This window comes from Actinoplanes sp. NPDC051475 (assembly GCF_040689425.1).
Classification (GTDB): domain Bacteria; phylum Actinomycetota; class Actinomycetes; order Mycobacteriales; family Micromonosporaceae; genus Actinoplanes.
In genome coordinates this window covers 257773-281048 of record NZ_JBFAZZ010000006.1, presented here as the reverse complement: position 1 = coordinate 281048, position 23276 = coordinate 257773, and the positions used below count along the sequence as shown (strand labels likewise).

General features: G+C 72.7%; 21 protein-coding genes. 5 read left to right on the top strand and 16 right to left on the bottom strand.

Annotation, left to right across the window (positions count from 1 at the left end; all coding sequences use genetic code 11):
- The first annotated feature begins 31 nt into the window (after positions 1-31).
- Entirely contained in the window at positions 32-241 is a 210-nt protein-coding gene (locus AB0368_RS15185) for a hypothetical protein (protein ID WP_366154452.1), read from the top strand.
- 11 nt (positions 242-252) lie between these two features.
- Here the strand turns inward: AB0368_RS15185 and AB0368_RS15180 are convergent, their stop codons facing one another.
- The 6 genes from AB0368_RS15180 to AB0368_RS15155 form a co-directional block, all read right to left on the bottom strand.
- A complete protein-coding gene (locus AB0368_RS15180; protein WP_366154450.1) occupies positions 253-891 on the bottom strand; it encodes a hypothetical protein in 639 nt (212 codons plus the stop codon).
- Complete coding sequence (locus tag AB0368_RS15175; protein WP_366154449.1) at positions 888-2291, bottom strand: selenium-binding protein SBP56-related protein; 1404 nt, start codon at positions 2289-2291, stop codon at positions 888-890. Before AB0368_RS15175 ends, AB0368_RS15180 begins: the two co-directional genes overlap by 4 nt.
- A 58-nt stretch (positions 2292-2349) precedes the next feature.
- Positions 2350-4434: an ATP-binding protein gene (locus tag AB0368_RS15170; protein ID WP_366154448.1), complete on the bottom strand. Its 2085-nt coding sequence runs from the start codon at positions 4432-4434 to the stop codon at positions 2350-2352.
- A gap of 202 nt (positions 4435-4636) precedes the next feature.
- Complete coding sequence (gene trmB / locus AB0368_RS15165) at positions 4637-5320, bottom strand: tRNA (guanosine(46)-N7)-methyltransferase TrmB (RefSeq protein WP_366154447.1); 684 nt, start codon at positions 5318-5320, stop codon at positions 4637-4639.
- A 92-nt stretch (positions 5321-5412) separates the two neighbouring features.
- Complete coding sequence (locus AB0368_RS15160) at positions 5413-6357, bottom strand: hypothetical protein (RefSeq protein ID WP_366154446.1); 945 nt, start codon at positions 6355-6357, stop codon at positions 5413-5415.
- A 459-nt stretch (positions 6358-6816) separates the two neighbouring features.
- Positions 6817-7422 carry a hypothetical protein gene (locus AB0368_RS15155; protein ID WP_366154590.1) on the bottom strand — a complete coding sequence of 202 codons (606 nt, stop codon included), beginning with the start codon at positions 7420-7422 and terminating at the stop codon, positions 6817-6819.
- Between the two features lie 100 nt (positions 7423-7522).
- Between AB0368_RS15155 and AB0368_RS15150 the strand changes: the two genes are divergently transcribed.
- Together AB0368_RS15150 and AB0368_RS15145 are read left to right on the top strand one after the other, a co-directional pair.
- Entirely contained in the window at positions 7523-8242 is a 720-nt protein-coding gene (locus AB0368_RS15150; RefSeq protein ID WP_366154445.1) for a DUF402 domain-containing protein, read from the top strand.
- Positions 8243-8353: 111 nt separating this feature from the next.
- Positions 8354-9136, top strand: a complete 783-nt coding sequence (locus AB0368_RS15145; protein ID WP_366154444.1) for an alpha/beta hydrolase family protein — start codon at positions 8354-8356, stop codon at positions 9134-9136.
- Positions 9137-9153: 17 nt separating this feature from the next.
- Here the strand turns inward: AB0368_RS15145 and AB0368_RS15140 are convergent, their stop codons facing one another.
- From AB0368_RS15140 to AB0368_RS15125, 4 genes are all read right to left on the bottom strand, one after another.
- Complete coding sequence (locus AB0368_RS15140) at positions 9154-10695, bottom strand: methyl-accepting chemotaxis protein (RefSeq protein ID WP_366154443.1); 1542 nt, start codon at positions 10693-10695, stop codon at positions 9154-9156.
- A 134-nt stretch (positions 10696-10829) separates the two neighbouring features.
- The gene (locus AB0368_RS15135) at positions 10830-11735 is read right to left on the bottom strand and encodes a PAC2 family protein (RefSeq protein ID WP_366154442.1); all 906 of its coding nucleotides are present in this window, start codon (positions 11733-11735) and stop codon (positions 10830-10832) included.
- A gap of 84 nt (positions 11736-11819) precedes the next feature.
- Positions 11820-13442: a methyl-accepting chemotaxis protein gene (locus tag AB0368_RS15130; protein ID WP_366154441.1), complete on the bottom strand. Its 1623-nt coding sequence runs from the start codon at positions 13440-13442 to the stop codon at positions 11820-11822.
- Between the two features lie 100 nt (positions 13443-13542).
- Positions 13543-15888, bottom strand: coding sequence for an EAL domain-containing protein (locus tag AB0368_RS15125; protein ID WP_366154440.1), 2346 nt, complete (start codon positions 15886-15888; stop codon positions 13543-13545).
- 199 nt (positions 15889-16087) lie between these two features.
- Here AB0368_RS15125 and AB0368_RS15120 point away from each other — a divergent pair, with 199 nt between their 5' ends.
- Both AB0368_RS15120 and AB0368_RS15115 read left to right on the top strand, forming a co-directional pair.
- Positions 16088-16768 (top strand): EcsC family protein, encoded by a 681-nt coding sequence (locus AB0368_RS15120; protein ID WP_366154439.1) that lies wholly within the window; start codon positions 16088-16090, stop codon positions 16766-16768.
- 68 nt (positions 16769-16836) lie between these two features.
- Positions 16837-17436: a hypothetical protein gene (locus AB0368_RS15115; protein WP_366154438.1), complete on the top strand. Its 600-nt coding sequence runs from the start codon at positions 16837-16839 to the stop codon at positions 17434-17436.
- Here the strand turns inward: AB0368_RS15115 and AB0368_RS15110 are convergent.
- From AB0368_RS15110 to AB0368_RS15085, 6 genes are read right to left on the bottom strand one after another with little or no spacing between them, the layout of a single operon-like run.
- A complete protein-coding gene (locus tag AB0368_RS15110; protein ID WP_366154437.1) occupies positions 17424-18263 on the bottom strand; it encodes an NAD(P)-dependent oxidoreductase in 840 nt (279 codons plus the stop codon). The two genes, AB0368_RS15115 and AB0368_RS15110, sit on opposite strands and share 13 nt — an antisense overlap.
- Entirely contained in the window at positions 18260-19333 is a 1074-nt protein-coding gene (locus tag AB0368_RS15105; protein ID WP_366154436.1) for a cytochrome P450, read from the bottom strand. The genes AB0368_RS15110 and AB0368_RS15105 overlap by 4 nt, the downstream gene beginning before the upstream one ends.
- Complete coding sequence (locus AB0368_RS15100; RefSeq protein ID WP_366154435.1) at positions 19330-20064, bottom strand: glycosyltransferase family 2 protein; 735 nt, start codon at positions 20062-20064, stop codon at positions 19330-19332. Before AB0368_RS15100 ends, AB0368_RS15105 begins: the two co-directional genes overlap by 4 nt.
- Positions 20061-21512 (bottom strand): class I adenylate-forming enzyme family protein, encoded by a 1452-nt coding sequence (locus tag AB0368_RS15095; RefSeq protein ID WP_366154434.1) that lies wholly within the window; start codon positions 21510-21512, stop codon positions 20061-20063. Before AB0368_RS15095 ends, AB0368_RS15100 begins: the two co-directional genes overlap by 4 nt.
- Complete coding sequence (locus AB0368_RS15090; protein ID WP_366154433.1) at positions 21512-22243, bottom strand: glycosyltransferase family A protein; 732 nt, start codon at positions 22241-22243, stop codon at positions 21512-21514. Before AB0368_RS15090 ends, AB0368_RS15095 begins: the two co-directional genes overlap by 1 nt.
- Positions 22240-23253, bottom strand: coding sequence for a 3-oxoacyl-[acyl-carrier-protein] synthase III C-terminal domain-containing protein (locus tag AB0368_RS15085; protein ID WP_366154432.1), 1014 nt, complete (start codon positions 23251-23253; stop codon positions 22240-22242). The genes AB0368_RS15090 and AB0368_RS15085 overlap by 4 nt, the downstream gene beginning before the upstream one ends.
- Positions 23254-23276 lie beyond the last annotated feature (23 nt).

The window sequence follows — 23276 nt, the reverse complement described above, 5'->3', positions numbered from 1 at the left end:
GCGACCGCAACTCATCACAATGGGGTAGACCATGCGCTGGCCGACCTGGCTTGGCTGGACTGGGCGCCACTGCGCCACCGATCTCGCCGCCGCCGCTTCCGTCGAACGGGTCGCCGCCCGGTCGCTGTTCATCCCCCACGCAGACGTGCGAACCAGACACGCAACGGTTGACGACGCCGTGGCGGCCTTTGCGCTCATCGCAGGCACCCGGCATGTGCTGATGCTCTGGACCGAACTTTGATGCCGCCGCGCTTACGGGGTCAGCGCGATCGTCAGTGCGCCGGCCGCGACCATCACCGCCGCCCACAGCTTGTCCACGTTGAACCAGGCCCGCCGCAGGACGCTCAACCCCACGAACTCGTAGACCGCCACCGCGCACATCCCCATCACCGCGAACATGGCGCCCGTGTGCACCCCGGCCGCCAGCAACCCGGTCAAGGCACCGGACGGCGCCGCGGTCATGGCGTGCGCCATGTGCGCGCCTGCGGGAACCGGCGTCGTCGCGAGGACCGGGAGCAGCATCAACCCGGCCCCGTGCGCGGACGACATCAGGAACGACCAGCCCGCGAGCTGCCCCTGCGACAGCCGCATCCCCGCCCACCGGAAATGCCGCTGCGACAGCAGCCGCCACAGGCCGAAGCCGACCAGCACCACACCGCCCACGATCGCCACCATGTTGCCGGCGACCACGGACTCCGTTGCGGAGACCACGGCTGCCACGATCGCCACCGATGCCAGGTGGCCGGCGGCGATCGCGGGCAGGGACCTGAGCAGCACCGTACGGCTGCCTTCCTGCATGCCTCGCGCCACCGCGAAGAGCCAGCCCATCGCGGGGTTGAGGCCGTGGAAGGCGCCCAGTGCGGCCAGGGCGGCCAGCTGGCCGACGGTCACGGGAAACAGTACGAGTCGGACGAAGCGTCGCCACCCTGCAGGCGGGTCTGGTGCACCCGGAGTCCGCGGAAGTCGTCGCCGTGCGGGAAGAAGCGCTCGTCCAGCGTCATCCCGCCCGCCTCGGTGTCCACGTCGATCTTCGCCATCCAGGCGCCGACGCCGTCGGGGTAGAACTGGTCGTCCCAGGAGCCGTAGAGCGAGTTGGTCACGTACACCCGCTTGCCGTCGCGGGAGATCTCCACCATCTGCGGGCCGCCGGCGAGCCGTTCGGTGGGGGAGGCGGGGTGTGCCACCCGGCCCACGATGCCACCGAGGCGGATGGAGCCGGTCTCTCGCGGGTGGAACGGGTCGGAGACGTCGAACTGTTTGAGCTCGCCCGTAGCCCAGCAGGAGACGTAGAGGAAGCGGTCGTCGACGGACAGGTCGATGTCGGTGATCAGCGGGGGCACCGCGCCGAAGGGCTGCAGGGCCGGTGGCAGGTCGACGGCGTCCGCGGGTTCGGCAGGGATGTCGATGACCTTGGTGACGGCGAAATCTCCGCCGTCGCGGTGCCACACCCAGACCGATGCCGACAGGTCCTCGACGCTGGTGACCACGCCGACGAAGCCGTACTCCTTGCGGGGGTCGTGGGCGGGACGCAGCTCGAGCGGCATCTGGTACTGGTCGCCGAGGTCGACGCTCTGCACGAGGGTGCGCTTGGCGAGATCCCAGAAGTGGATGCGGTGGCCGTACTTGCGGCCGACCAGCAGCTCCGGGTTGATCCCGTCCTCGATCATCGACGGGGTGCCCCACTCGGACGACACCAGCACGTCGCGGGTCAGGTGCCACCAGAAGTCGTACGCGAAGTACTGGTCGCCGCGGTCCTGCTCCCACGGTCCGCGTACCTCGAAGGTGGTGTGGTCGAGGACCGCGATGCCGCCGGGACCCTCGGAGGAGCCGCCGCCGAGCGCGGACACGTAGATCCCGTCGGGTCCGCAGTGGATCGTGTGCGGGCGCGAGTAGCCCGCCTTGGCCGCGAGTTCCCCGGCCGGGATCTCCTTGACCAGGGTCGGATTGCGCGGGTCGTCCTTGGTGTCGAGCACGTAGAGCCGCGACGACCGCAGACCCGGGACGACCAGGTAGCGCCGTTCCACGTGCGGATGCGGCGCGGTCGGGCACAGTGCGCTGCTGCACGCGTTCCAGCCGAAATGATGGAGCTCGTCGCCGGTGTGCGGAAGATCGGTCCAACCCACCACCTTCCCGTACGCGTCGGAAGCGGGATCGGTGTCCAGCACGACGATGGCGTCGGGCCGGGTGGCGGAGCGGTCGAAGGCCGCGACGTACGCGAGCTGCTCGGCGGGCGCGGCCAGCGCGTCCCGCGGCGAGGCGTAGAAAGTGGGGTCGGGAGTCCAGCGCGTCATGCCGCCATCCTCGCCGCGCGGAGTGGCTGTGAACAGGGTCACAAGTGTCAACAGCCGGTCAACGGGTCTCCAGCGGCAGCCGGACGAGCACCGTCGTGCCCGGACCGTCGTGTTCGGTGAGCTGGATGGTGCCGTGGTGCCGCTGCACCACCGCGCGGCTCAGCGTCAGGCCCAGCCCGGAGCCGGGGATCGCGCGGTCGCGGGCGCGGCTCGTGCGGTACAGGCCGGTGAACATCTTCTCCCGTTCCTCCGGGGCGACGCCGATCCCGGTGTCCGAGACGGACAGCTCCGCGATTCCTCCGTCGGTCCGGAGGGCGACCGTGACCCGCCCGCCGTCCGGGCTGTACTTGACGGCGTTGCCCAGGAGGTTGTCGACCACCTGGCGCAGCCGCCGCCGGTCCCCGGGCGCCACCAGCCGGTCCGGGAGATCCTCCTCGATCACGAGCGGCTCGCCCTCGACCGCCTCGCGGGTGGCGGCCACCGACTCGCGGACCAACTCGGCGAGGTCGAGCGGCGCGAGCTGCACGGCCGCGTGGCCGGTGTCCAGGGCGGACAGTTCGAGCAGCTCGCCGATGATGTGCCGCAGCCTGGTGGTGTTGCGGTCGATGACCTCCAGCATCGCCGGCCCGTCCTCGACCAGCATCTTGGCGTCGGCCTCGCGCAGCAGCTCGGTGTACGCGCCGATCGAGGTCAGCGGCGTGCGCAGCTCGTGCCCGATCAGCGCGAGGTACTCGTCCCTGGTCCGGGCCAGCTGCCGCTGCAGATCCTCGACCATCCGCCGCTCGACGAACTGGCCGATGTGCGCGGCGATGCCTGACATCAGGGCGACGAGCTCGTCGTCCGGGCTTTCCGCGGAGTCGGCGAAGACGGTCAGCACGCCCAGCGGCTCCAGCCCGTGCCGTACGGGGATCGCCAGCGCGGCGTGCAGCTGCGACTCCCGCGCCGTCTCGGGGGAGATCAGGCTCTGCGGCCGCTCGACGTCGCGGATCCACAGCGGCTTGCCGGCCTGCCACGCGCGGCCGGCGAGCCCCGTCCCGTACGGCAGCTCGGCCGGCACCGCGATCTCCGCGGTCCATCCGGGCGCATGCCACTCGGCGGCCGACCGGACCACCCCGGCGGCGTCGTCGACCAGCCAGAGCTCGGCGTGCGTCCAGCCCAGCGTGCGGACGATCGCCTCCAGCACCCGCGGACCGGCGGCCTCCACGCTCGGCGCGTCGGCCAGCGCCGTGATGACGTTCAGCTCGCACGTGCGGAACCGCTCGGCCCGTTTGCGCCGGGTGACGTCCTGCACGGCCTGGACCGCCCCGACCGTACGCCCGTCCGGCCCGATGATCGGCTGCGCGTCGATGACGTAGTGGTGGGTCCGGCGTCCCCGCCCCGACAGCACGAGCTCGTGATCGCGCAGGTGTTCGCCGCGCAGGGCCCGGTACAGCGAGATGTCGCGGGGCTCGACCGGCTTGCCGTCGCGGTCGGTGAGCCCGGCGACGGCCCGGTCGTCGTCGAGCTCGTCCGGGATCCGGGCGGCCTCCCAGAGCTGCTGCATCCGGGCGTTGACCAGCACGATCCGCCCGTCCTCGTCGCACGCCGTGACCCCGTCGTGCAGGCTGTCGAGCACGGCGTCGAGGAAGCGCCGCTGCCGGTCCACCTCGTGGCGGGCCAGCTGCTCGGTGATGAGCGACTTACCCACCTGCGCGGCGTCGGCGACGACGGCCCGGTCGTCGTCGCTCCACTTCCGGGGCTTCGAGTCGAGCGCACAGCACACGCCGAGGATCGCCCCGTGCTCGTCGCGGATGGGCCGGCCCAGGTACGCGCCGGGCAGCCCGTGCAGCCGGAGGGGCGAGCCGGCCGGCACCCGCTCATCGGTGGTCAGATCGTCGACGGCCAACTCCTCGCCGGTCTCGACGACGATGCCGCCCAGCGTGTCCCCGATCGGGATGTCGATGAAGTCGTCCCGCGGCGCCGGGAGGCCGTACCCGCCGTAGAGCAGCAGCCGGTCACCGTCGCGGAAGTGCACCAGGGCGCAGGTCGAGTGCGCGGCGCGGGCGACCAGCGCGGCGACGTGGTCGGCGGCACCGCTGGTCAGGACACAGCGAGCCGGCACCGCGGGCCCCACACCGGCGCCGGACCCGGACGCGCCGGCCATCCATGGCGCCTGCATCCCGGCGCCGGCCGCCGTCGCGCTTCCGATCGTCGGAGGTCCTCCGGCAGCAGCATCAGGCCCCGAGCCCGGATGCCCGGGGGAGTCCTGGCCCGCCGGGCGGTCGAGGCCAAGATCGCTTCGTGGCATGCTCCGCCCTCCGCGTTCCAGCCTACGGGCGCGAAAGCGATAAAACCGGCAAATCAGCTCAGCGTCGCCGGTACACCAGGTCGAAGATCTCCCGCCCGTCCCGTACGCCCCGCTGCTCGAACTTCGTCACCGGACGATGCTCGGGGCGGGGCGCGTACCCGCCGTACACATCCTCCAGGCCGGAATCGGCCCGCAGCGCCGCCGCCATCGCCTCCGCATAGTGGGCCCAATCGGTGGCGCAGTGCAGCGTGCCCCCGGGGCGAAGCCGTTCGCGCAAGAGGGCGACGTGCGCCGGCTGGACGAGCCGCCGCTTGTGATGCCGAGCCTTCGGCCACGGATCGGGGAAGAAGGAGTGCACGGCGTCGAGGCTCCCCGCGGGCAGGCGCCGCACCAGCTCCATCGCGTCGCCGTGCGCAACCCGGACGTTCGTCAGCCCCCGCTCACCGGCGAGCGCCAGCAGGTTGCCGATGCCCGGCGTGTGCACCTCGACCCCGAGATAATCGCGGCCCGGATCCGCCGCGGCCATGGCCGCGGTCGCCTCGCCCATCCCGAACCCGATCTCCAGTACGCGCGGAGCATCCCGCCCGAACAGCTCCCGCAGGTCGAGCGGGGTCCGATCCCCGTCGACGACGGTGAGCCCGAGGCGCGGCCACAGCTCGGCGAAGGCGTCGGCGTGCCGGTTGCTCATCCGCCCCCGCCGGGGGTGAAAGGTCCGGATGGCCCGTTCGGTCGTGTCGCTCATCAGGCGCTCCACGATACGCACCCCGCCCGCCCGGCCCCGGACCGACGGAAGGGCCGGCCGCCCCGAGGCGTCCGGCCCTGCTTGCCCGAGTTTCAGCGGGTGGGCTGAACGCTCGGCTGCGAACCCTGGTGGAACGGCGTCCGCGCGCCGGTGGCCAGGTTGACGACCATCACCCAGGACCCGCCCTTGTACGTGCTGGTCGCCACCCCGCGGGCGTTGTCGACATAGGCCAGTTCCCGGTCCTGACCGGCACCGACGGTCCGCTTCGCGCCGGTCGCGACGTCGTACTCGACCACGTGCACCGGCAGGTCGTCGGCCGCGGTCTCACCCTTCTGGTACGCGGTCCACGCCAGCTTCGCCCCGTCGCGGCGCCAGGCCGGCACCACGGCGAAGCCGGAGTTCTGCCGGCTCCCGCCGCCGTACGCGTCGACGGTCTTCTCCCCGCCGGTGGCCAGCGTCCCCACGGTCAGGCAGGCGTCGTAGATCGACTCGCAGTCGCCGCCACGGAAAGCGACCTTCGTGCCATCGGGCGACCAGGCGACAGCGTCATCGGTACGCAGCCGCTCGTTGAGCGACCCGGTCTCGGCGGCCCGCGCGGCGGGCTCGGCGGGCAGCTCCTCCTCCCGGCAGTACGCGGGGAACACCACCGCGGGAACGGCACCGGCGACCGTCGCGGAGATCGTGTAGACCCCGGGCCCACCCGAGCAGGACAGCGAGGCGAAAGCGATCGACTTCCCGTCGGCGGACCACGAAGGCCCGGCGGCGGCCCGCGTCGTGAGCCGCCGCTTGGCGCTGCCGTCGGCCTTCATGGTCCACAGCTGACCACCCTTGAGCAGCGCGATCGACCTGCCGTCCGGCGCCCACCGCGGCCGCGACCATCCGCCGCCGGTGGTCAGCCGGGTCTCCGCGGTGCCCTTGCTCACGTACACATCCCCGCTGCGCACGTACGCGACCAGAGTCGCCGTGGTGGGCACCGCAGCGGCGGAGGCGGGCGCCGGCGCCGCCAGAACGACCCCGGCGACTCCCGCAGCCGCCACCAGAAGATTTCCCGAAACCCGCCCGACCACCGACATGACCTACGCCCCCCGACGTGTTGCCCCCGCTTACACCGGAGACATCGTCGCAACCGGGCTGCACCTAAGAAGTTCCCACACCGAAACCAGAAGATTTCCGGACCGTTCGGACGACCCGCTCCGCGCGATCGGTCCACGGGTCGCCACCGGCGCGGAGAAACGCCCCTGGAAGGTCCGGAGCATCCCGTGTGTCCGGGCGGCATCGGCCGGCTGGGCGGGATCGGACGGCGGAGACGAGGAACGAGGTCGGCGCTTGCTTCGGCGGGCCTGGCACCGGGGCGACACATGCGTGCCCGCCGGGCAGGGCGGTGCGGCAACCTCACCGCCTGCCTGCTTGCCCGGCGGGCAAGGCGAGCCCCGGCCCGCGTGCCCGGCGCCTCCGGCGGGGTCCCGCCCCGGGCGTCCGGGGCGGGACCCGTGAGGTCAGGCGGCCGTCGCGGCCCACATGGCCGTGAACGCCGCCGCCTCGCCGGCGAGCCAGCGTTCCACGTCGCCCGTTTTTGCCGCCGGGTCGAGGCGGTGGGTCGTGCCGCGGCGCAGGTCGACCAGGACCGGTTCGGCGTTCGGGAGGATCTGGTCCATGTGGCGGGCCATCAGGTGCAGGGTCGCGGTCAGCGCCTCGGGGGTCGGGGGGTCCTCGTCGAAGTGGAGGCGGACGGCTTCGCGGCGGTTGTCCGCGTACCGGAGTCCGAAGTGGGGGTTGATCTTCACGGCGAGCGGGCCGACCGAGGCGAGGGCCTCGCGGGTCTGGGCGAGGCTCACGTCCTCGGGGTCGCCCAGGGAGTGCAGGTAGGTCAGGGCGCCGGCGCTCACCGACTCGTAGAGCGGCTTCCAGCGGTCCTTCACCAGGTCGACGACGCCGGTCAGGTATGTGCCGCCGGTGCGGAACGCGATGTCCGCCTTGAGGGCCTTGACGAGTTGACTGTGCGGGTTGAAGCCGGTGCGGCGTTCGCGCTGGCGGCGCAGGCCGCCCACGAACGTCGCTTTCGCCGGGCCCGTGCGCGCGACGTAGCGCGTGAAGCCCAGCATGGTCGCATACGGCGGGACGGTAGGCACCGGACCGGACAAAACAGGCCCGGCAGTCGAAACAGGTCCGGTTGACAAAACAGGCCCAGTGGACAAAACAGGCATGGTCACGATGATCTCCCCGCAGCTCAGGCACCGTTTTCGTACATACATACTAATCGACGGGTACGACATTTCCAGCGCGAGTAGGTGCCAGGTCAGGCGGAACCCTGCGAGTGGTCATGCGAGCCGTCCGGAGTGCGCCGCGAGTTCGCTCCTGGGGACCGGCGGCCGGACGGGGTGGTCGCGGAAACCGGATGACATCATCGGCGGATGCCAACCACAGTGTCCGTCATCCGCGACGGCGGCGTCCGCGCGCGGTTATCGCGACGGTGATGCCATCGTCTACGACTGGGGCTTCACCTTGCAGGGGGTTGACCACGAGCAGCGCAGCTTCGTACTGCTCGACACCGGATTCCAGATCAACCAGCCGGTGATCTTCCCCGAGCAACAACGCGGCTGGTGGTACTGCGACCTCGTCCGAGTCATCGACGATGGTCACACCGTGCACGTCGATGACCATTGGATCGACGTCATAGTCGGGCCGCCCGACCATCCATACCGGGTGCTCGACCTCGACGAGTACGCCGACGCGATCGCCGCCGGTGACCTCGACGCTGCCACCGGCATCGACGGCCTGCGCCGCACGCAGATGTTTCTCGACCGGCACCTCAACCGTCGACACGACACTCGGCGTGACATCTGGCCCGACTTTCCTCCCCGCGCCATCGCCGCCCTGGCCGATCTTCCGCTCACCCCGCAGTGGGAGCACCTAAACAAGTAGCCCGCGAGGCGCCCCAGCCCCTCCAGCGCTGCGATCATCCGCAGCCTGGAACCAGACCTGAGTGCGCACCGGGGGGGACATGCGCGATCGAGAGCGAGCGATACTGGACCGATGGCATTGATCCGCTGTGACTTCTCTTCCGAGGCACTGGCGCTGTCCACCTCGATGACCGTCCTGCTCCCGCAGCAGGCGAGCACGCAGATCGGTCTCGAGGGCCGCGCCAACGACGCGGCCCCGCCGGTTCTTTATCTCCTGCACGGGTTGACCGACGACGACACCGCCTGGACTCGCTACACATCGATCGAGCGCTACGCGGCCGCCAAGGGCATCGCCGTGGTCATGCCCCAGGTGCACCGCAGCTTCTACGCCGACGAGCGGTACGGCGGCAAGTTCTGGACGTTCCTCTCCGAGGAGCTGCCGTCCGTGGTCTCGTCGTTCTTCCGCGTCTCGACCCGCCGCGAGGACACCTTCGTCGCGGGCCTGTCGATGGGCGGCTACGGCGCCTTCAAGTGGGCGTTGCGGCAGCCGGAGCGCTTCGCCGCCGCGGCCAGCCTCTCCGGGGCGCTGGATCTGGTCCACATGGCGGAAAAGGACGACCGGCCGCACATCGCCGAGCTGATCGGCCGGGTCTTCGGGGACCGCCCGGTCGCCGGCACCGATGACGATCTCGTGCACCTGCTCGAGACGAAAGACCCGAAAGACCGTGAGGTGCCCCGGCTCATGCTCCGGTGCGGCACCGAGGACCACCTCGTGGGGCACAACGAGCGTTTCGTCGCGGCCTGCCGACGGTACGGGGTCGACATCGACGCCGAGTTCGGTCCGGGCGAGCACGAGTGGGGCTACTGGGACACCCAGATCCAGGCGGTGCTGGACTGGCTGCCGCTCAAGAACTGACCTGAAGAACCAGTCGGTCAGGACTGGAGCGCGGACGCCATGCGGGCCTGCTCCTCGAGCACCTCGTTCATGCGGGCCTGCACCGCGTCCATCTGCCCGATCGTCTCGCTCGTCGTGTGGATGCCCGAGGAGACCGTACGCGCGCTGTTCTGGATCCCCGTGATCTGCTCGGACACCCGCTGCGTGGCCTCCGCGGTCTCCCGGGCCAGGTCCTTGACCTCCCCGGCGACCACCGCGAAGCCGCGGCCGACCTCGCCGGCCCGGGCGGCCTCGATGGTCGCGTTGAGGGCGAGCAGATTGGTCTGATCGGCGATGGACGAGATGATTTTGATGACGTCGCCGATGGCGGTCGACGCCTGGCCCAGCGCCTCCACCTCGTGCGTCATCTCGGAGGCGCGGGACACCGCGTCCTGGGCGACCCGGGTGGCGTCGTCGCTGGCCGCGCGCAGCCGTGACACCGTGTCCAGCAGCGAACGCGCGTTCTCCTCGGCCGTCGCGTTGCCGCGGACGATGTCGAGGCGCTGGGAGACCAGCTGGGCCACGTTGCGCAGCGCGGATGCCCGGGACTCCGACAGCTCGATGAACTCGGCCGTGAAGAAGTCCATGGTGCCGATGATCCGGCCGTGGCTGATGACCGGGAAGCAGACGCCGGAGCGGACGCCGGCCCGCTGCGCCGCCGGCGCGCGGACGCAGTCGGTCAGCTCGCCGATGTCACGGACGAACACCAGATCCCGGGTACGCCAGGCGCGCCCGGACAGTCCCACGCCCTCGGCGAAGGTGGCCGCCAGGGTGACCTTGCGGAACTCGTCGCCCGCCGAGCCGGACTCCACCTTGAAGCGGAGCACGCTGTCGGAGTCGTCGATCTCCCAGTACGACCCGTACGCCCAGTCGAAGGCGGTGCGCACCGAGTCCAGGGCGATCCGCAGCGTGGACGGTACGTCCTTCGCCTCGCCCAGCGCGGTGACCACACTGGTCACGGCGAGGCGGTCGGCGGCCACCTGGCGCAGCTCGGCCGCGGCGATCGCGGAATACCGGGCGCGCTCGGCGATGCGGGCGATGGACGCCCACTTCTCGGTGCGGGGCCCGTCGATGTACATGGGCTCGGCCGAGTAGTACTCGAGCACCGCGACGATCTCGCCGTCGCGCAGCACAGGCATGACGACCGCGGCCTCCATGCCGGCGTTCGCGGCTGCCTGACACCGCAGGCAGTCCTCGCATTCGGCCATGGCGCCGACGTAGACCGGTTGCCTGGTGCGGACCGCCCGGCCGACCAGGCCGACGTCCATGGGGACCGGCTTGCCGGCGATCACTGCCTCCAGGTCGGGCGTGATGGCCCCGATCTGGTACGCGACCTCGACCTGACCGGTGCCGGTGGGCCGCCACACAGCGCCGTAGCTGAAGTTGTGCGAGCTCACCGTGCTGTCCACGGTGACGCGCCAGGCGGTTGCCTCGTCGGTGACGCTCTCGAGGTCGAGGATCAGCTTCTCGAGGCTCTCGACGTCGCGCGGGACCGGGCGCAGCGACGGGGCTTGCACCGCCCGCGATCGGAACGAGACCACCCGACACTCCCGTCACTCGTCACGCCAGGTCTCCCCAATCATGAGGCAGTTCGGGGCCGGGTGTGGGGGATTGCCGGAACAGGAGCCGCCGGGCCGGCCGATCGCCGTGCGGGCGATCGGCCAGGCCCGCGAGGTCATTCGCTGTCGCGGGCCTGCTCGGCGAGGAAGCGTTCCAGCTCGGCGCCGAGTTCGTCGGCGCTGGGTAGTGCGCCGCTCTGCTCGGCGAGCAGGTTGCCCGCCCGGCCGCGCAGGAAGGCGTCGTACTGCGCCTCCAGGGACGTGACCAGGCGGCCGGCCTGCTCGTCGTCGGCGACCTGCTTGTCGATCTCGTCGCGGACCTCGGTGGCCGCCTCGTGCAGGGCCGCGGTGGGCAGCACCAGGCCGGTGGTGTTGGCCACCGACTCGACGAGCAGTTCGGCGGCCGCCGGGTAGGTGGTCTGGGCGAGGTAGTGCGGTACGTGCGCGGCGTAGCCCATGGCGTCGTGGCCGGCCTGGCCGAGGCGGAACTCGAGCAGGTTGCCGACGCTGGCCGGGACCTGCACCCGCTGCAGCCACGACTCCCGCTCGCCGAGCAGGCGCTGATCCGTGGCGTGCGCGGTGACGCTCACCGGACGGGTGTGCGGTACGGCCATCGGGATGGCGTTGAGGCCGACGGTCAGGCTGACGCCGAAGCGGTCGATCAGGGCGCGGACGGCCTCGATGAACCGTTCCCAGTGCAGGTCCGGCTCGGGGCCGGCGAGCAGCAGGAACGGGGTGCCGGTCAGGTCCTTCAGCAGGTGGAGCGCCAGGCTGGGCTGCTCGTAGCTCTCCCAGTGGTCCTCGACGAAGATCATCGGAGGACGGCGCGACCGGTAGTCGAGGAGCTGGTCGAGGTCGAACGTCGCCAGGACGCGCCCCTCGAACTGCTCCATCAGGTGTTCGCGGGCGAGCTGGATGGCTCTTCCCGCGTCGACGAACCCCGTGAGTGCCTGGACGAGTACCACACCGTCCAGCTCAGGCAGGTCGTCGGCCAACTCGTAGAGCCCGTGTGGGTCGAGCACGCTGCGGACCTCCTCATGTACGTCGCCCGTGGACCCACGGGCGACAGAGGAGCAACACCCGACCGCGACCATTCATTCCGGTCGTCAGACGCGGAACTGTGACACCAGCGACTGCAGCTCCTCGGCGAGCCGGGCGAGCTCGTCGGCGGTGCGCCGGGACTCGGTCACGCCGTCGTTGGTGTTCTGGGCGGCCTCCGCCACGCCGGAGATCGTCCGGGCGATCTCGGTCGAGCCGCCGGCCGCCTCGGCGACGCTGCGCCCGATCTCGCTGGTGGTGGCGGTCTGCTCCTCCACCGCCGACGCGATGGTGTCCGAGTACGCGTTGATCCGCTCGATGACCGCGGCGATCTCCCCGATGGCGTCCACGGCCGCCGACGTGTCGGTCTGGATGGCCTGGATCCGGTTGGAGATCTCCTCCGTCGCCTTCGCGGTCTCCTGCGCCAGGTCCTTGACCTCGCTGGCGACCACGGCGAAGCCCTTGCCGGCCTCGCCCGCACGGGCCGCCTCGATGGTGGCGTTCAGGGCCAGCAGGTTGGTCTGCTCGGCGATCGAGGTGATCACCTTGACGATGTTGCCGACCTCGGCCGACGAGACGCCGAGCTTGGCGACGGTGGTGTTCGCCGACTGGGCGACCTCGACAGCGCCGCGGGCCACGGCCGCGGCGTCGGCGGCGCTGCTGGCAATCTCCTTGATCGAGGCGGTCATCTCCTCGCTGGCGGCGGCGACCGTGTCGACGTTGCTGCTCACCGTCCCGGCGGCGGTCGACACCAGGTCGGCGCGGGAGCTGGTCTGTTCCGCGTTGACGGCGATGCGGCTGCTCACCTCGGCCATCTCCTGCGCGGAGCCGGCCAGCGTGTGGCTGCTGCCGGTGATGCTGGAGATCGTGCTGCGCAGGGTGGCCGTCGCCCGGTCGAGCTGATCCGCCATGCGGCCCACCTCGTCCTTCGACTCCATCCTGGCTGTACGCGTGAGGTCGCCGGCGGCGATGCTGTCGATGACCTGGGAGACGCTGCGCACCCGCGCCACGATGCTGCGGGCGATCGCCAGGCCCAGCAGGGTGGCCAGCGTCAGGCCCACGAGCAGGGTGATGATCACAAAGGTCCGGGCCGAGTTGTACGTCGACGCAGCCTCCGCGGCGCGAGCCCGGGCCGCCGCCTCCTCCTGCATCGCGAGCTGCTCGAGGTTGTACTTCGCCCGGAGGATGGCGGGCTGCACCTGGGTGTCGCGTACCTGCAGCGTGGCCTGGGCGTTCCCGGCGTCGGCGGCCTTGAGGTAGGCGTCACGCGCTTCGACGTATTTGGTCCACAGGAACAGCGTCTGATCCATCAGCTTCGGGTTGATCGTGGTGGCCCGGTAGGCGGCGCCGTCCTGGACGATCTGGGCGTCCATCTTCTTGATCGCCGCCGCGATGTCCGGCGACGGGGACTGGCCGTACGTGAGCACGTAGGCGTGGACCGTGCCGGTGTCCGAGCTGATCTTGTTGAGCTGCTTCGAGGCGGTGAAGCTCTGTTTGAACAGGTTCTCGCCCACCGACGCCATCTCGGCCAGGCGCGCGAGGGCGACGAGTCCCACTGCGGCCGCGACGATCGTCATGGCCGCCACGATGATCAGGATCTTCGTGTTCAGCGACCGGTTGCCGAGCCAGTTCCCGAGCGGGCTCCGGAAGGTGGGCAGGCGGAAGGACGGCGCTCTTCTGGCGGCAGACATTCGTGACGACCTCGTGGTAGCTCGAATGGGGACGCAGTCGTCCCCTTTCTCACTATCGGCTGCCGCCGGGTCCGCCGAGGTGATATCCCGGACTTCGCCCTCAGACCGGCAGCGGCCGGTATGTGGCCAGATGCTCGCTGACCTGGTCGGGGGAGAGCGGCCGGGAGAAGTGGTAACCCTGCGCGAAGCGGTAGCCGAGCCGGAAGAGCGTCTCCGCCTGCTCCGCGGTCTCCACACCCTCCGCGATCGCCTGCAGGTGCAGGCCGTTGGTGATCTGGATCATCGCGGTGGCGATGACGGCCTCCTCGGAGCGGCCGCCGATCCCGTCGACGAACGACTTGTCGACCTTCAGCGTGTCCGCCGGGCAGGTACGCAGCAGGCCCAGCGAGGAGTGGCCGGTGCCGAAGTCGTCCAGCGCGATCCGGACCCCGAGCGTGACCAGGTTCTGCAGCGTGTCCAGGGCGACGCCACCGTCGAAGACCGCGGTCTCGGTGACCTCGACGACCAGCTTCTCGGGGTCGAAGCCGGTGTCGGCCAGCGCCGCCCGTACGTCCGCGGCGAAGCCGGGCTCACGCAGCTGGCGGGCCGACACGTTGACGCCGATCTCGCCGGGCGCGGCCGCGCCGAAGCGCTCCTGCCAGTCGGCGGCCTGGCGCAGCGCGGTCCGCAGGATCCAGTCACCGAGCGGCACGATCAGCCCGGTGCGCTCGGCGATCGGGATGAACACGTCCGGGCCGATGAAGCCGCGCTCCGGGTGCTTCCAGCGGATCAGCGTCTCCAGCGACGTCCACTCGCCGCCGGGCAGCGCCACGATGGGCTGGTAGACCAGGGTGAAGTCGCCGTCGTCCAGGGCCCGGCGCAGGTCGGCGCCGAGCTGCGCGTCGGCCGCCTTGTCCTGCTCGAGCCGGGAATCGTAGACGGCGTGCCGGCCCTTGCCGCGCTCCTTGGCGGCGTACATGGCGAGGTCGGCGCGGCGCAGGAGCTCCTGCGGGCTGGCCTCGGGCCACATCTCGGCCAGGCCGATGCTGGCCTTGACCAGCAGGTCGTACCCGAGCGCGTGGACCGGGCGGGTCAGCGACTCGGCGATGCGGTCGAGGACCTCGGTCGCCTCGTCGCTGTGCAGGTCGCGCAGCAGCAGGCCGAACTCGTCGCCGCCGAGGCGGGCCACGACGTCGTCGGTGCGGACCGCTTCACGCAGCCGGTCGGCGACGACCACCAGCATGGCGTCGCCCACCGCGTGGCCCAGCCGGTCGTTGATCGCCTTGAAGTCGTCGAGGTCGATGAGCGCGAGGCTCAGCGTCTCGGCGCCCTCGCCGGTCCGGTCCAGCGCCTCCTGGGTCTTCTGCTCGAAGAGCGAGCGGTTGGCGAGGTCGGTCAGGGCGTCGTGGTTGGCGCGGTGGGTCAGCTGGGTCTGGTAGCGGTTGAGCTCCAGCAGGTTGGCGTCGACCCGGCGCAGCAGGCGCCCGTTCTCCGCGAGGGCGTTGATCTGGCGGGCCACCACGAGGGCCGTGAGCAGGACGGCGGCGAGGGCGACGGTCAGCACCACGGTGCCGGCCGCGCTGCCTACGGCCAGCAGCAAGCCGTCCGTGGCGGCGACCGCCAGGTAGGGCACCATGCTGAACGACCGCGGGCGCCGCGGCGGGACTTGCACGTGGGCGGCCCGGCGCTGCCGGTCCGCGGCGAAAGCGACGAAGAGCAGCGTGCCCGGGATGAAGATCGTCACGGCGCTCAGGCCCGCGTGCAGGTCGAAGATGTACTGGGAGAGGCCGGAGGTCGTCCCGCCGACCACTGCGGACCCGGTCAGCAGCCGCAACGCCCCCCGGTCGAGGCCGCCGAAGCCGGTGACCGTGACCTTGACGAAGGCGAGGGAGGCGATCAGCCCCAGGGCGGTCAGCATGAGCATCGGTGCGACCGTGGCGCTGCCGGCCTCCGGCGTGCCGAGCACCCGGATGGTGAAGTACCAGGAGAAGACACCGAGCGTCACGGTGACCGTGGCGGCGTCCAGGACGAACCGGACCATCACCCGGTCCCGGCGCTGGCGGGCCCCGATCGGCAGCCGCAGCAAGGTCCAGAGCAGTACCAGGAGCGCGACGCCGTACGCGATCGAGGTGGGCAGGTCGCGCTCCGGGTCGACCGCCTCGTGGTCGAGCACGAAGTGCCGGGCGTCGCCGATGACACCGAGCACAACGAAAGCGCAGACGATGGCGAGGGAGCGCCAGACGCGCGCGGCGACCCGGTCGAGTCCGGGAGCGGATGCGGTGCGCCAGCACGCCCAGCTCGGGATGGCGGTGCCGAGCACCGCGGGCAACCAACCCCAGATCACCTGGGTGCGCTGCTCGGCGTAGTTGACGGCGAACAGGACGATAGAGACCAGAAGGGCCGCGGCCGCCGTCAGCAGCATCGGAGTCGGCCGCAGCCGATCCACCTGCCGTTCGTCGACCGTCATGCGGCACTGCCTTCCTGCCGGGTCCGGGTGCTCCTGGGTGACTGATCGGTCGCACCGCGTGCGGCATGAGCAGAACGCGAGGCCGGGTCCCGTCACCGGACGGCTGCGCAGCGTGTTACATGTGCGCGAACTTGTCGTGCACGTGCATATGCAAGGCACAATGAAGCAGGTCTTCTTTCCTCCCCCTCGGAGCGATTTGGTGAGCGATCCCGCCGTACCCCCGTCACCACCCACGCCCGACGACGCCGGACCGCCCGGGTCCCTCTGGGCCCGGATGAAGGCCGACCCGCAGTACGCCCCCGAGCACCTGGCCCTCGAGGCGGTGCGCAGGCTCGGCCCGGAGGCGCGGCGCTGGGCCGACCGCGCCCGCGAGGACCAGCCCGGGATCGCCGCCGACGCCCTCGCCGACCAGGCCGTCAAGCGCTTCATGAACCACGCCCGGCTCTCCGGCGCGGTCTCCGGGGCCACCGGTCTGCCCGGTGCCGTGGTCGACGTCGGCGTGCTTGCCTGGACGCAGTCCCGCATGGTGCTGCACATCGCTGCGGCGTACGGCGCCGACCCCACCAGCCCCGATCGCGCCACCGATCTCCTGGTGCTGCAGAAGGTGCACAAGGTCGCCGAGAGCGCCCGGGTCGCGCTGGGCGTCGCCGCCGGCCGCGAGCGGGCCAGCCGGCTCTTCGCCGGCGCCGCCGACCGGCCGCTCAGCGGCGTGATGCTCAAGCTGGGCGTGAAGCTGGCGCAGATGGCCGGCGTACGCGCGGCGAAGCACATGTTCGCCAAGATCGTCCCCGGCGCCGCGGTGGTTCTCGGCACCTGGGTCAACTCGGCCGCTACCAAAGACCTCGCCCACCGCACCCGTGAGCTGTACGGCCGCTCCTAAAGTGGCCCTCCCCGCTGTCGATGTGTCCCGGGAGACGACCAGGTCCGACAGCACGAGGGGAGGAACGCATGAACCACAACCGACGCTGGCTGCTGCTCTTCGCGCCCCTCCTGCTGGCCGGCTGCGGCGGACTCGGCGGCTCCTCCACCACGGGCATCCCGACGCCCGCGGCAAGTACGGGCAACGGCAGCGGCTCCTGGCTGGTGGTCGCCCAGGGCAGCCCCACGCCCACGCCGAGGCCCAGCAGCGGCATCCCGCCGTACCCGATCCCCACCTCGACCGGTTTCCTGGCGACCGCGCCCACCCCCACGGGCTCGGCGACCCCGACCTGCGCGCCGGACACCGTGCACTTCTCCCGGATCGGTGCGCTGACCGTCGCGCCGGGCACCACGAGCGCCACGGCGACCTGGTACAACGTCGGCGGATACAACCTGGTGGAGTACCGGCTCACCGCGATCAGCCAGGACCTCCGGACGGGCAAGCAGCGGGACATCGGCTGGGTGTCGATCAGGCCCAAGCAGCAGTGCGGCCCGATGAGCGCCACGCTCACCAAGCTCGACCCCAAGACCGGCTACATCTTCTCGCTGGACGCGGTCGTGAGCCGGAGCAGCGGTGCGGGCACCCACGCCGGCACGCTCATGCGCTCGCCGGTCATCTACACCAGGTAGTCCGCCAGCTCCCGCTCCGGCCGGTAGCCCCGCGCGCGGGCCCGGCCGAGGTCCAGGACCATGCCGTCGGTGAGCTGGTCGACCGCGTAGCGGGTCAGCGACGGCGTGACCGAGGCCAGGCCGCGGACCAGACCCGCCGGAACGTGCCGGACCGGCACGCCCAGGATACGGGCCAGCACCTCGTCGCGCCGGTACGGCCGGGAGTCGGCGATGTTGTACGCCCCGCCCGGCCAGCTCAGCGCCGCGAGGCAGGCCGCCGCCAGGTTCTCCACCGCGGTCAGGCTCATCACGACGTCCGGTCCCGGCAGCCATGCCCGGCCGCCTCGGACCACTCGGCGCAGGCGGGGCAGCAAGTGCCGGTCGCCGTCGCCGTACACCGCCCGGGGCCGCAGCGCCACCGCGCCGGCCGCGAGCGCGAGTCGTTCCCCGGCGGCCTTGGTCCGGCCGTACGCGCTGCGCTGGCCCCCGACCGCATGCTCCTCGTCCACGGGCCCCGGATACGGGCCCGGGCGGTAGACGCTGGCGCTGCTCACCCACACGACGGGCCGGCCACGGGCGGCTTCGAGCAGCCGGGCCGTGCCGCCGACGTTCACCGCCCGGTACGCCGCCTCGGCCCGGCGTCCCGGATCGCCGACTGCCGCGGCCAGGTGCACGACGGCGTCGGCGCCCGCCAGGTCGGGAACCTCGCCGGCGGCGTCCCACCGGACGTACCCGCCCACCGGTCCCGGACGCCGGCCCAGGCACACCACGTCGTGCCCGGCCGCGGCGGCCAGCCGGGCGACGGCCGCACCGCAGAAGCCGGACGCCCCGGTCACCGCGAGCCTCACGACGCCCGCACCACCAGCGAGCGCCACGAGGGCAGCGCGGCGCCGCGGTCCACCCGGGCCCGGACGACGACCGGCCGGTACGGCGCCAGCATCCGCAGGACGTCGGCGAGCTGGGTCCGGGCCAGCCGGGCGCCGGGGCAGGCGTGCGTGCCGGCGCCGAACGCCAGCTGGGCGATCCGGGCGGGCACAGGCCGGGCGGGGTCGGGATCGAGCCGGTGCGCGTCCAGGGCGTGCCGGGCGACGAGCAGCATCCGGTCGCCGGCGCGCACCGGGCACCCGCCGGGCACCGGCAGCTCGCCCGCCTCGGCCGCCACCCGGGGCAGCAGCGGGGTGGGGGCGGTGACCCGCAGCAGCTCGTCGGCGAGCGCCGGGCGGTCCGCGTACGCCCACAACTGGGCGTCGCACGCCCAGGCCGCCGCCCGGGGCACGGCGGCGACGGTCGTGGTGACCGCGGCCACCGCCAGCATGGTCGCCAGCGCCGCGTGGTCGCCGCCGTCCGGTGCGAGCAGGGCGGACAGCCGCTCCGTGGCCTGCCGGGCCGCGCGGGCCGTGCCGGGACGGCGGACGCCCGGCAGGTGGGCGCGGGCGGCCGCCGCGGCCGCGGCGCGGGCCGCCGTGGCGAGCGTGACGCCGTCCACGTCGACCTCCAGCAACGCGGCGGCCGTCAGGCCTGCCATCTCGGCCGCCACCGGGACCAGATCGACGGTGGCGCCGTCGGCCAGCGGCTTGAGGCACCGGTTCAGCAGCCCGGTCCACGTCGGGCGGAGCCGGGACACCCCGGTCGCGCCGAGGGCCTCCGCGGTGTCCCGGCGGGCCCGGCGGTGGTCGTCGCCGTTCTGGTCGAACAGCAGGTCCCCGCCGGTGAGCCGGCCGGCCGCCCCGCCGGTGGTCCCGGCCGCGGTGCGGTCGAGCGGGATCCGGGTCAGGCCCGCGACGAAGGCCTCGCGGTCGTGCACGAGCACGGTGCGGCCCAGCCGTACGGCCGGGCGCCGGCGGGTGGCGGCGAGCAGGGCGAAGAGCAGGGGATGGCTGAGCAGGTAGACGCGGCGGTCGCGGGTGCGGGCCCTCATCGGACGTGCACCGCCTCCGCCTGGGGCCGGTAGCGGCGGTCCCAGTGCCACAGGAACGTGCGGCGCGCACCCCAGCCGCGCAACCGGCGCAGGCTGGTCTCGACCACCAGCTCCTCGGCCCGGACGATCCGCTCGCTGTGCCGGCGGGCCCGGTTCAGCAGGGTCACGTCCTCGGCGCCGTCCTCCAGCGCTTCCCGGGGCGTGCCACCGCACCGCTCGTACAGCTCCGCGGTGATGGCGAGGTTGTGGCCGTGGACCAGCACGAACGGGGCCCGGGCGGACGGCGAGCGGTGCTGCCACCGGCCGGCACGCGCGGCCAGGCGTACCACGGCCGGATAGATCCGGCGCTGGGCCCAGGTCGGGTTCTCGTCGCGGCGCGGGATGCTGCGGCCGCACACCAGATCGGCGCGGTCCAGCAGGGATCGGCCGGTAGCGACCCAGTCCGGGGCCGGCAGGCAGTCGGCGTCCGTACGCAACAGCTTCGTCGCGCCGTACCGGATCGCATGCCGGAATCCGGTGTCGGCCGCCGTGCCCGCGCCCGGGGTGGGTTCGGTGACGACCTCGACCTCGCCGGGGAAACCGGCCGCGACCGCCGCGGTGTCGTCGGTGGACGCGTTGTCCACGACGACCAGGGTGAAGTCCTGATCGGACTGGGCGGCCAGCGCGGCGAGCGTGCCGGGCAGCAGCCGGGACTCGTTGTAGGCGGGAACCACTACGGCCAGGTCCCTCACGAGGCCGCCGCCAGCCGGGCCGCCGCGGCACGATCGGGCTTGCGGGACCGCCCGGCGAGCGGTACGTCGGCGAGGATCACCGCGTCCGGCCGTGCGGCGCCCATCCTCATCAGCGGGGCGCGCAGGGCGGCCCGGACCGCATCGGGGGAGGACCCGGCGGCCGGCTGCACGACGGCGACCACGCGCTCGTCGCCGTCGCCGGCCGGCACGCCCACGAGCACCGCCAGTTCGACGCCCGGTACGTGCAGCGCGGGCTCGTACAGGCCGGGATAGATGTTCTCGGCGCCGCGCAGGATCATGTCCTTGCACCGGCCGCCGAGCACCACCCGGCCGTCGCGCGCCCGGCCGACGTCACCGGTGGCGATCCACTCCTGCGGCTCCTCGCCCAGGTAGCGGTCGGCGGCGTTCGGGCCGGCGAGCAGCAGCTGACCGTGGGCGTCCGTACGCGCCCGGACGCCCGGCAGGAGCTCGCCCACCAGGTCGCCGTCGCCCTCGTGACCAGCCTTGCCGGTAGCCTCGACGGCGGCCGCGGGGAAGACCTCGGTGAGGGCGTACACGCCCCAGGCCTCGTCCGCGCCGGCGCGCCGGACCCGGGCCAGCAGCTCCGCGCTGACCGGGGCGGAGCCACTGTAGACCCGGCCGGTGAAGCGGATGCCCGCGGCGAGCGCGGCGCGCAGCTGCGGCGGGGTCAGATACGTCGCCTGCGGCGCGAGCCGGGCGGCCTGCCGGGCCAGACGCGCCGGCCGGCTCGCGGGCAGGGCCACCGCGGCGCCGCCGGCCAGGGACGGGACGAGGACGAAGAACGTGCCGCCCAGCACCGGGCGGTCGGGGGCGGGGCGGACCAGGTCGTGGACCAGGCGCATGCCCGCGGTGACGCTCGCCCGGGTGTGCACCACCGCCCTCGGCATGCTGGTCGTACCGGAGGTGAAGACCACGACCGCGTCGCCCTCGCCGTCGTGCCCGCGGGGACGGGGGCCGGCGGCGGGCGGCAGGGTGGGGGCGCTGCCCGGCAGTCGCCGGCCGATGGTCACCGTCGGTGCGAGGGCGGCGAGGTCGGGCAGGGCCAGGTGGGCGCGGCGGGCGAGCGGGGCGGCCCAGCCGGCGACCGCCTGCGCGGCCGCATCCGCCAGGACCAGCCGCGGCCGGGCCAGGGCCAGCCGGGCGAGCAGCACGTCCGGGCCGGCGGTCGGGTCCAGCACCGCGACGCGCAGGCCCAAGTGGTACGCCGCCAGCAGGACGGCCAGCGATCGCGGCCCGGGGCGTACGGCCACCCCGACCGTGTCGCCGGCGACCAGCCCACGGGCGTGCAGGGCCGCGGCGTAGCCGGTGACGAGCCGGTGCAGGTCGCCACGGGTGGCCCGGATGACGACACGGCCGCCGCGCCGGGCACCGAGGACGGCGGGCCGCGGGTCGTCGTCGCGCAGGCTCGCGATGAGGTCGCCGAGCATCAGCGCGGATCCGCCGTCAGTTCGCCGCTGCCGCGGTCGAGGTACCACTTCGCGGTGCCGACGATCCCGTACGCGCTCAGCCGCCGGGTCGAGTTCTCCACGACCATGGCCCGGCTGTGCCGGATGGCCGGGGTGGTCCGGCGTACCCGGTTGAGAAAGGTCCGGTCTGTGGGGGAGGGGCGCCGGGGCATCCCGCCGCACGCCAGGTAGAGCTCCGCCGTGATCGCCATGTTGTTGCCCGCGTGCATCCGGTAGGGCGCCCGGTAGCCGGACTCGCGGTGCGCCGGCCGCAGCCGCCCGAACGTCGCCGCGACACCGACCAGCGTGCGGAAGAGCGCCCTTCCGGCCGGGCCGTGCTCGTCGCGGCGGGCGGTGATCCGGCCGCACATCAGCCCGGCGCCGCCGCGCAGCCCGGCCCGCGCCGCCGCCACCCAGCCCGGTCGGGGCAGGCAGTCGGCGTCCGTACGCGCCAGCAGCGTGGCCCCCTGCGCGACGGCGTGCCGGAACCCGGTGTCGACCGCGCAGCCGACCCCCTTCTCCGGCTCGACCAGCACGTGCACCGGGAACACGGCGGTGAACGACCGGGCGATGTCGGCGGTGCCGTCCGTGGAGCCGTTGTCCACCACGAGCAGCTCGAAGGCGGTGTCCGTCTGCGCCGCCAGCGCCTCGAGGGTCTGCCGGATCCGCGCTGCCTCGTTGAAAGCCGGCACGATCACCCACAACTCGGTCATGCGGAGACCTCCCAGACCATGGTCATCAGGCTGACCCCGCCGCCCAGCCCGACGAAGAGCACCCGGTCTCCGGGGGCGAGCCGGTCGCGGACCCGGGCGAGCTGCACGCCCAGCGTGGCGCTGGCGAGGTTGCCCAGCTCCGGCACGGTGATCTCGAGTTTGCCCGCGGGCACCCCGGCCACCTCGACGAACCTTTCCAGGTACGGCATCGTCACCTGGTGCACGAGCACCCTGGCGTAGTCGTCCCAGCCGAGCCCGGTGCGGTACGCGACCCGCTCGAGCAGGCCGAGACCGATCTTCTCGAAGACGCCGCGCAGCTTGTGCCCGTCGCCGGTGAAGTACGTGTGCTCGTCGCCGCGCGGGTGCCGGGAGCCGCCGCCGAAGATGCCGCCGACTGGCCAGTGCTCCGAGTGCGTCTCGCTGTCCACGTCCAGGATCCCGCCCGTGCGGACCGGCTCCACCAGCACCGCCGCCCCGGCGTCGCCGAAGGTGAACCCGGCGAAGGCCTTGCGGGCCTGCGCCATGTCCTCCAGCCGCGGCCGCATCGACCGGGTCGGCGTCTCCCCGGTGACCACCAGGGCCCGCCGGGCCCGGCCCGCCATGATCATCGAGCGGGCCAGGTCGATGCCGTTGAGGAAGCTGTTGCAGGCGTTCGTCACGTCGAGCGCGTGCGCCCGGCTGCCCAGCGCCGCCTGCACGACGTGGGCGGTGGCCGGCTCGACCATGTCGCGGGTCGCCGACGCGAACAACAGCAGGTCGATGTCGAGGGCGTCGAGGCCGGCGCGGTCGAGCACCGCCCGGCCGGCGCGTACGGCCAGGTCGGACGCGTACTCGTCGTCGGCGGCGACCCGGCGCCGGTCGATCCCGGTCGTCTGCGCGAACATGCCGGCCGGCAGCGGCAGCCCGCTCGCGGCGGCGACCTGATCCTGCAGATCGGCGGTGGTCACCTCCCGCTCGGGCAGCACGCTGGCCACCGCGGTGATGCCCACGCGGGGAACGGTCAAGGTCATGAGCGCCAGCCTTCAGCAGTACG

What these genes read in the sequence shown, in the direction of transcription:
- AB0368_RS15185 (WP_366154452.1), top strand. Translation starts at nt 32, where the DNA reads ATGCGCTGGCCGACCTGGCTTGGCTGGACTGGGCGCCACTGCGCCACC.
- AB0368_RS15175 (WP_366154449.1), bottom strand. Translation starts at nt 2,291, where the DNA reads ATGACGCGCTGGACTCCCGACCCCACTTTCTACGCCTCGCCGCGGGAC.
- AB0368_RS15170 (WP_366154448.1), bottom strand. Translation starts at nt 4,434, where the DNA reads ATGGCCGGCGCGTCCGGGTCCGGCGCCGGTGTGGGGCCCGCGGTGCCG.
- trmB (WP_366154447.1), bottom strand. Translation starts at nt 5,320, where the DNA reads ATGAGCGACACGACCGAACGGGCCATCCGGACCTTTCACCCCCGGCGG.
- AB0368_RS15155 (WP_366154590.1), bottom strand. Translation starts at nt 7,422, where the DNA reads ATGCTGGGCTTCACGCGCTACGTCGCGCGCACGGGCCCGGCGAAAGCG.
- AB0368_RS15150 (WP_366154445.1), top strand. Translation starts at nt 7,523, where the DNA reads ATGGTCACGATGATCTCCCCGCAGCTCAGGCACCGTTTTCGTACATAC.
- AB0368_RS15145 (WP_366154444.1), top strand. Translation starts at nt 8,354, where the DNA reads ATGGCATTGATCCGCTGTGACTTCTCTTCCGAGGCACTGGCGCTGTCC.
- AB0368_RS15130 (WP_366154441.1), bottom strand. Translation starts at nt 13,442, where the DNA reads ATGTCTGCCGCCAGAAGAGCGCCGTCCTTCCGCCTGCCCACCTTCCGG.
- AB0368_RS15125 (WP_366154440.1), bottom strand. Translation starts at nt 15,888, where the DNA reads ATGACGGTCGACGAACGGCAGGTGGATCGGCTGCGGCCGACTCCGATG.
- AB0368_RS15115 (WP_366154438.1), top strand. Translation starts at nt 16,837, where the DNA reads ATGAACCACAACCGACGCTGGCTGCTGCTCTTCGCGCCCCTCCTGCTG.
- AB0368_RS15105 (WP_366154436.1), bottom strand. Translation starts at nt 19,333, where the DNA reads ATGAGGGCCCGCACCCGCGACCGCCGCGTCTACCTGCTCAGCCATCCC.
- AB0368_RS15095 (WP_366154434.1), bottom strand. Translation starts at nt 21,512, where the DNA reads ATGCTCGGCGACCTCATCGCGAGCCTGCGCGACGACGACCCGCGGCCC.
- AB0368_RS15090 (WP_366154433.1), bottom strand. Translation starts at nt 22,243, where the DNA reads ATGACCGAGTTGTGGGTGATCGTGCCGGCTTTCAACGAGGCAGCGCGG.
- AB0368_RS15085 (WP_366154432.1), bottom strand. Translation starts at nt 23,253, where the DNA reads ATGACCTTGACCGTTCCCCGCGTGGGCATCACCGCGGTGGCCAGCGTG.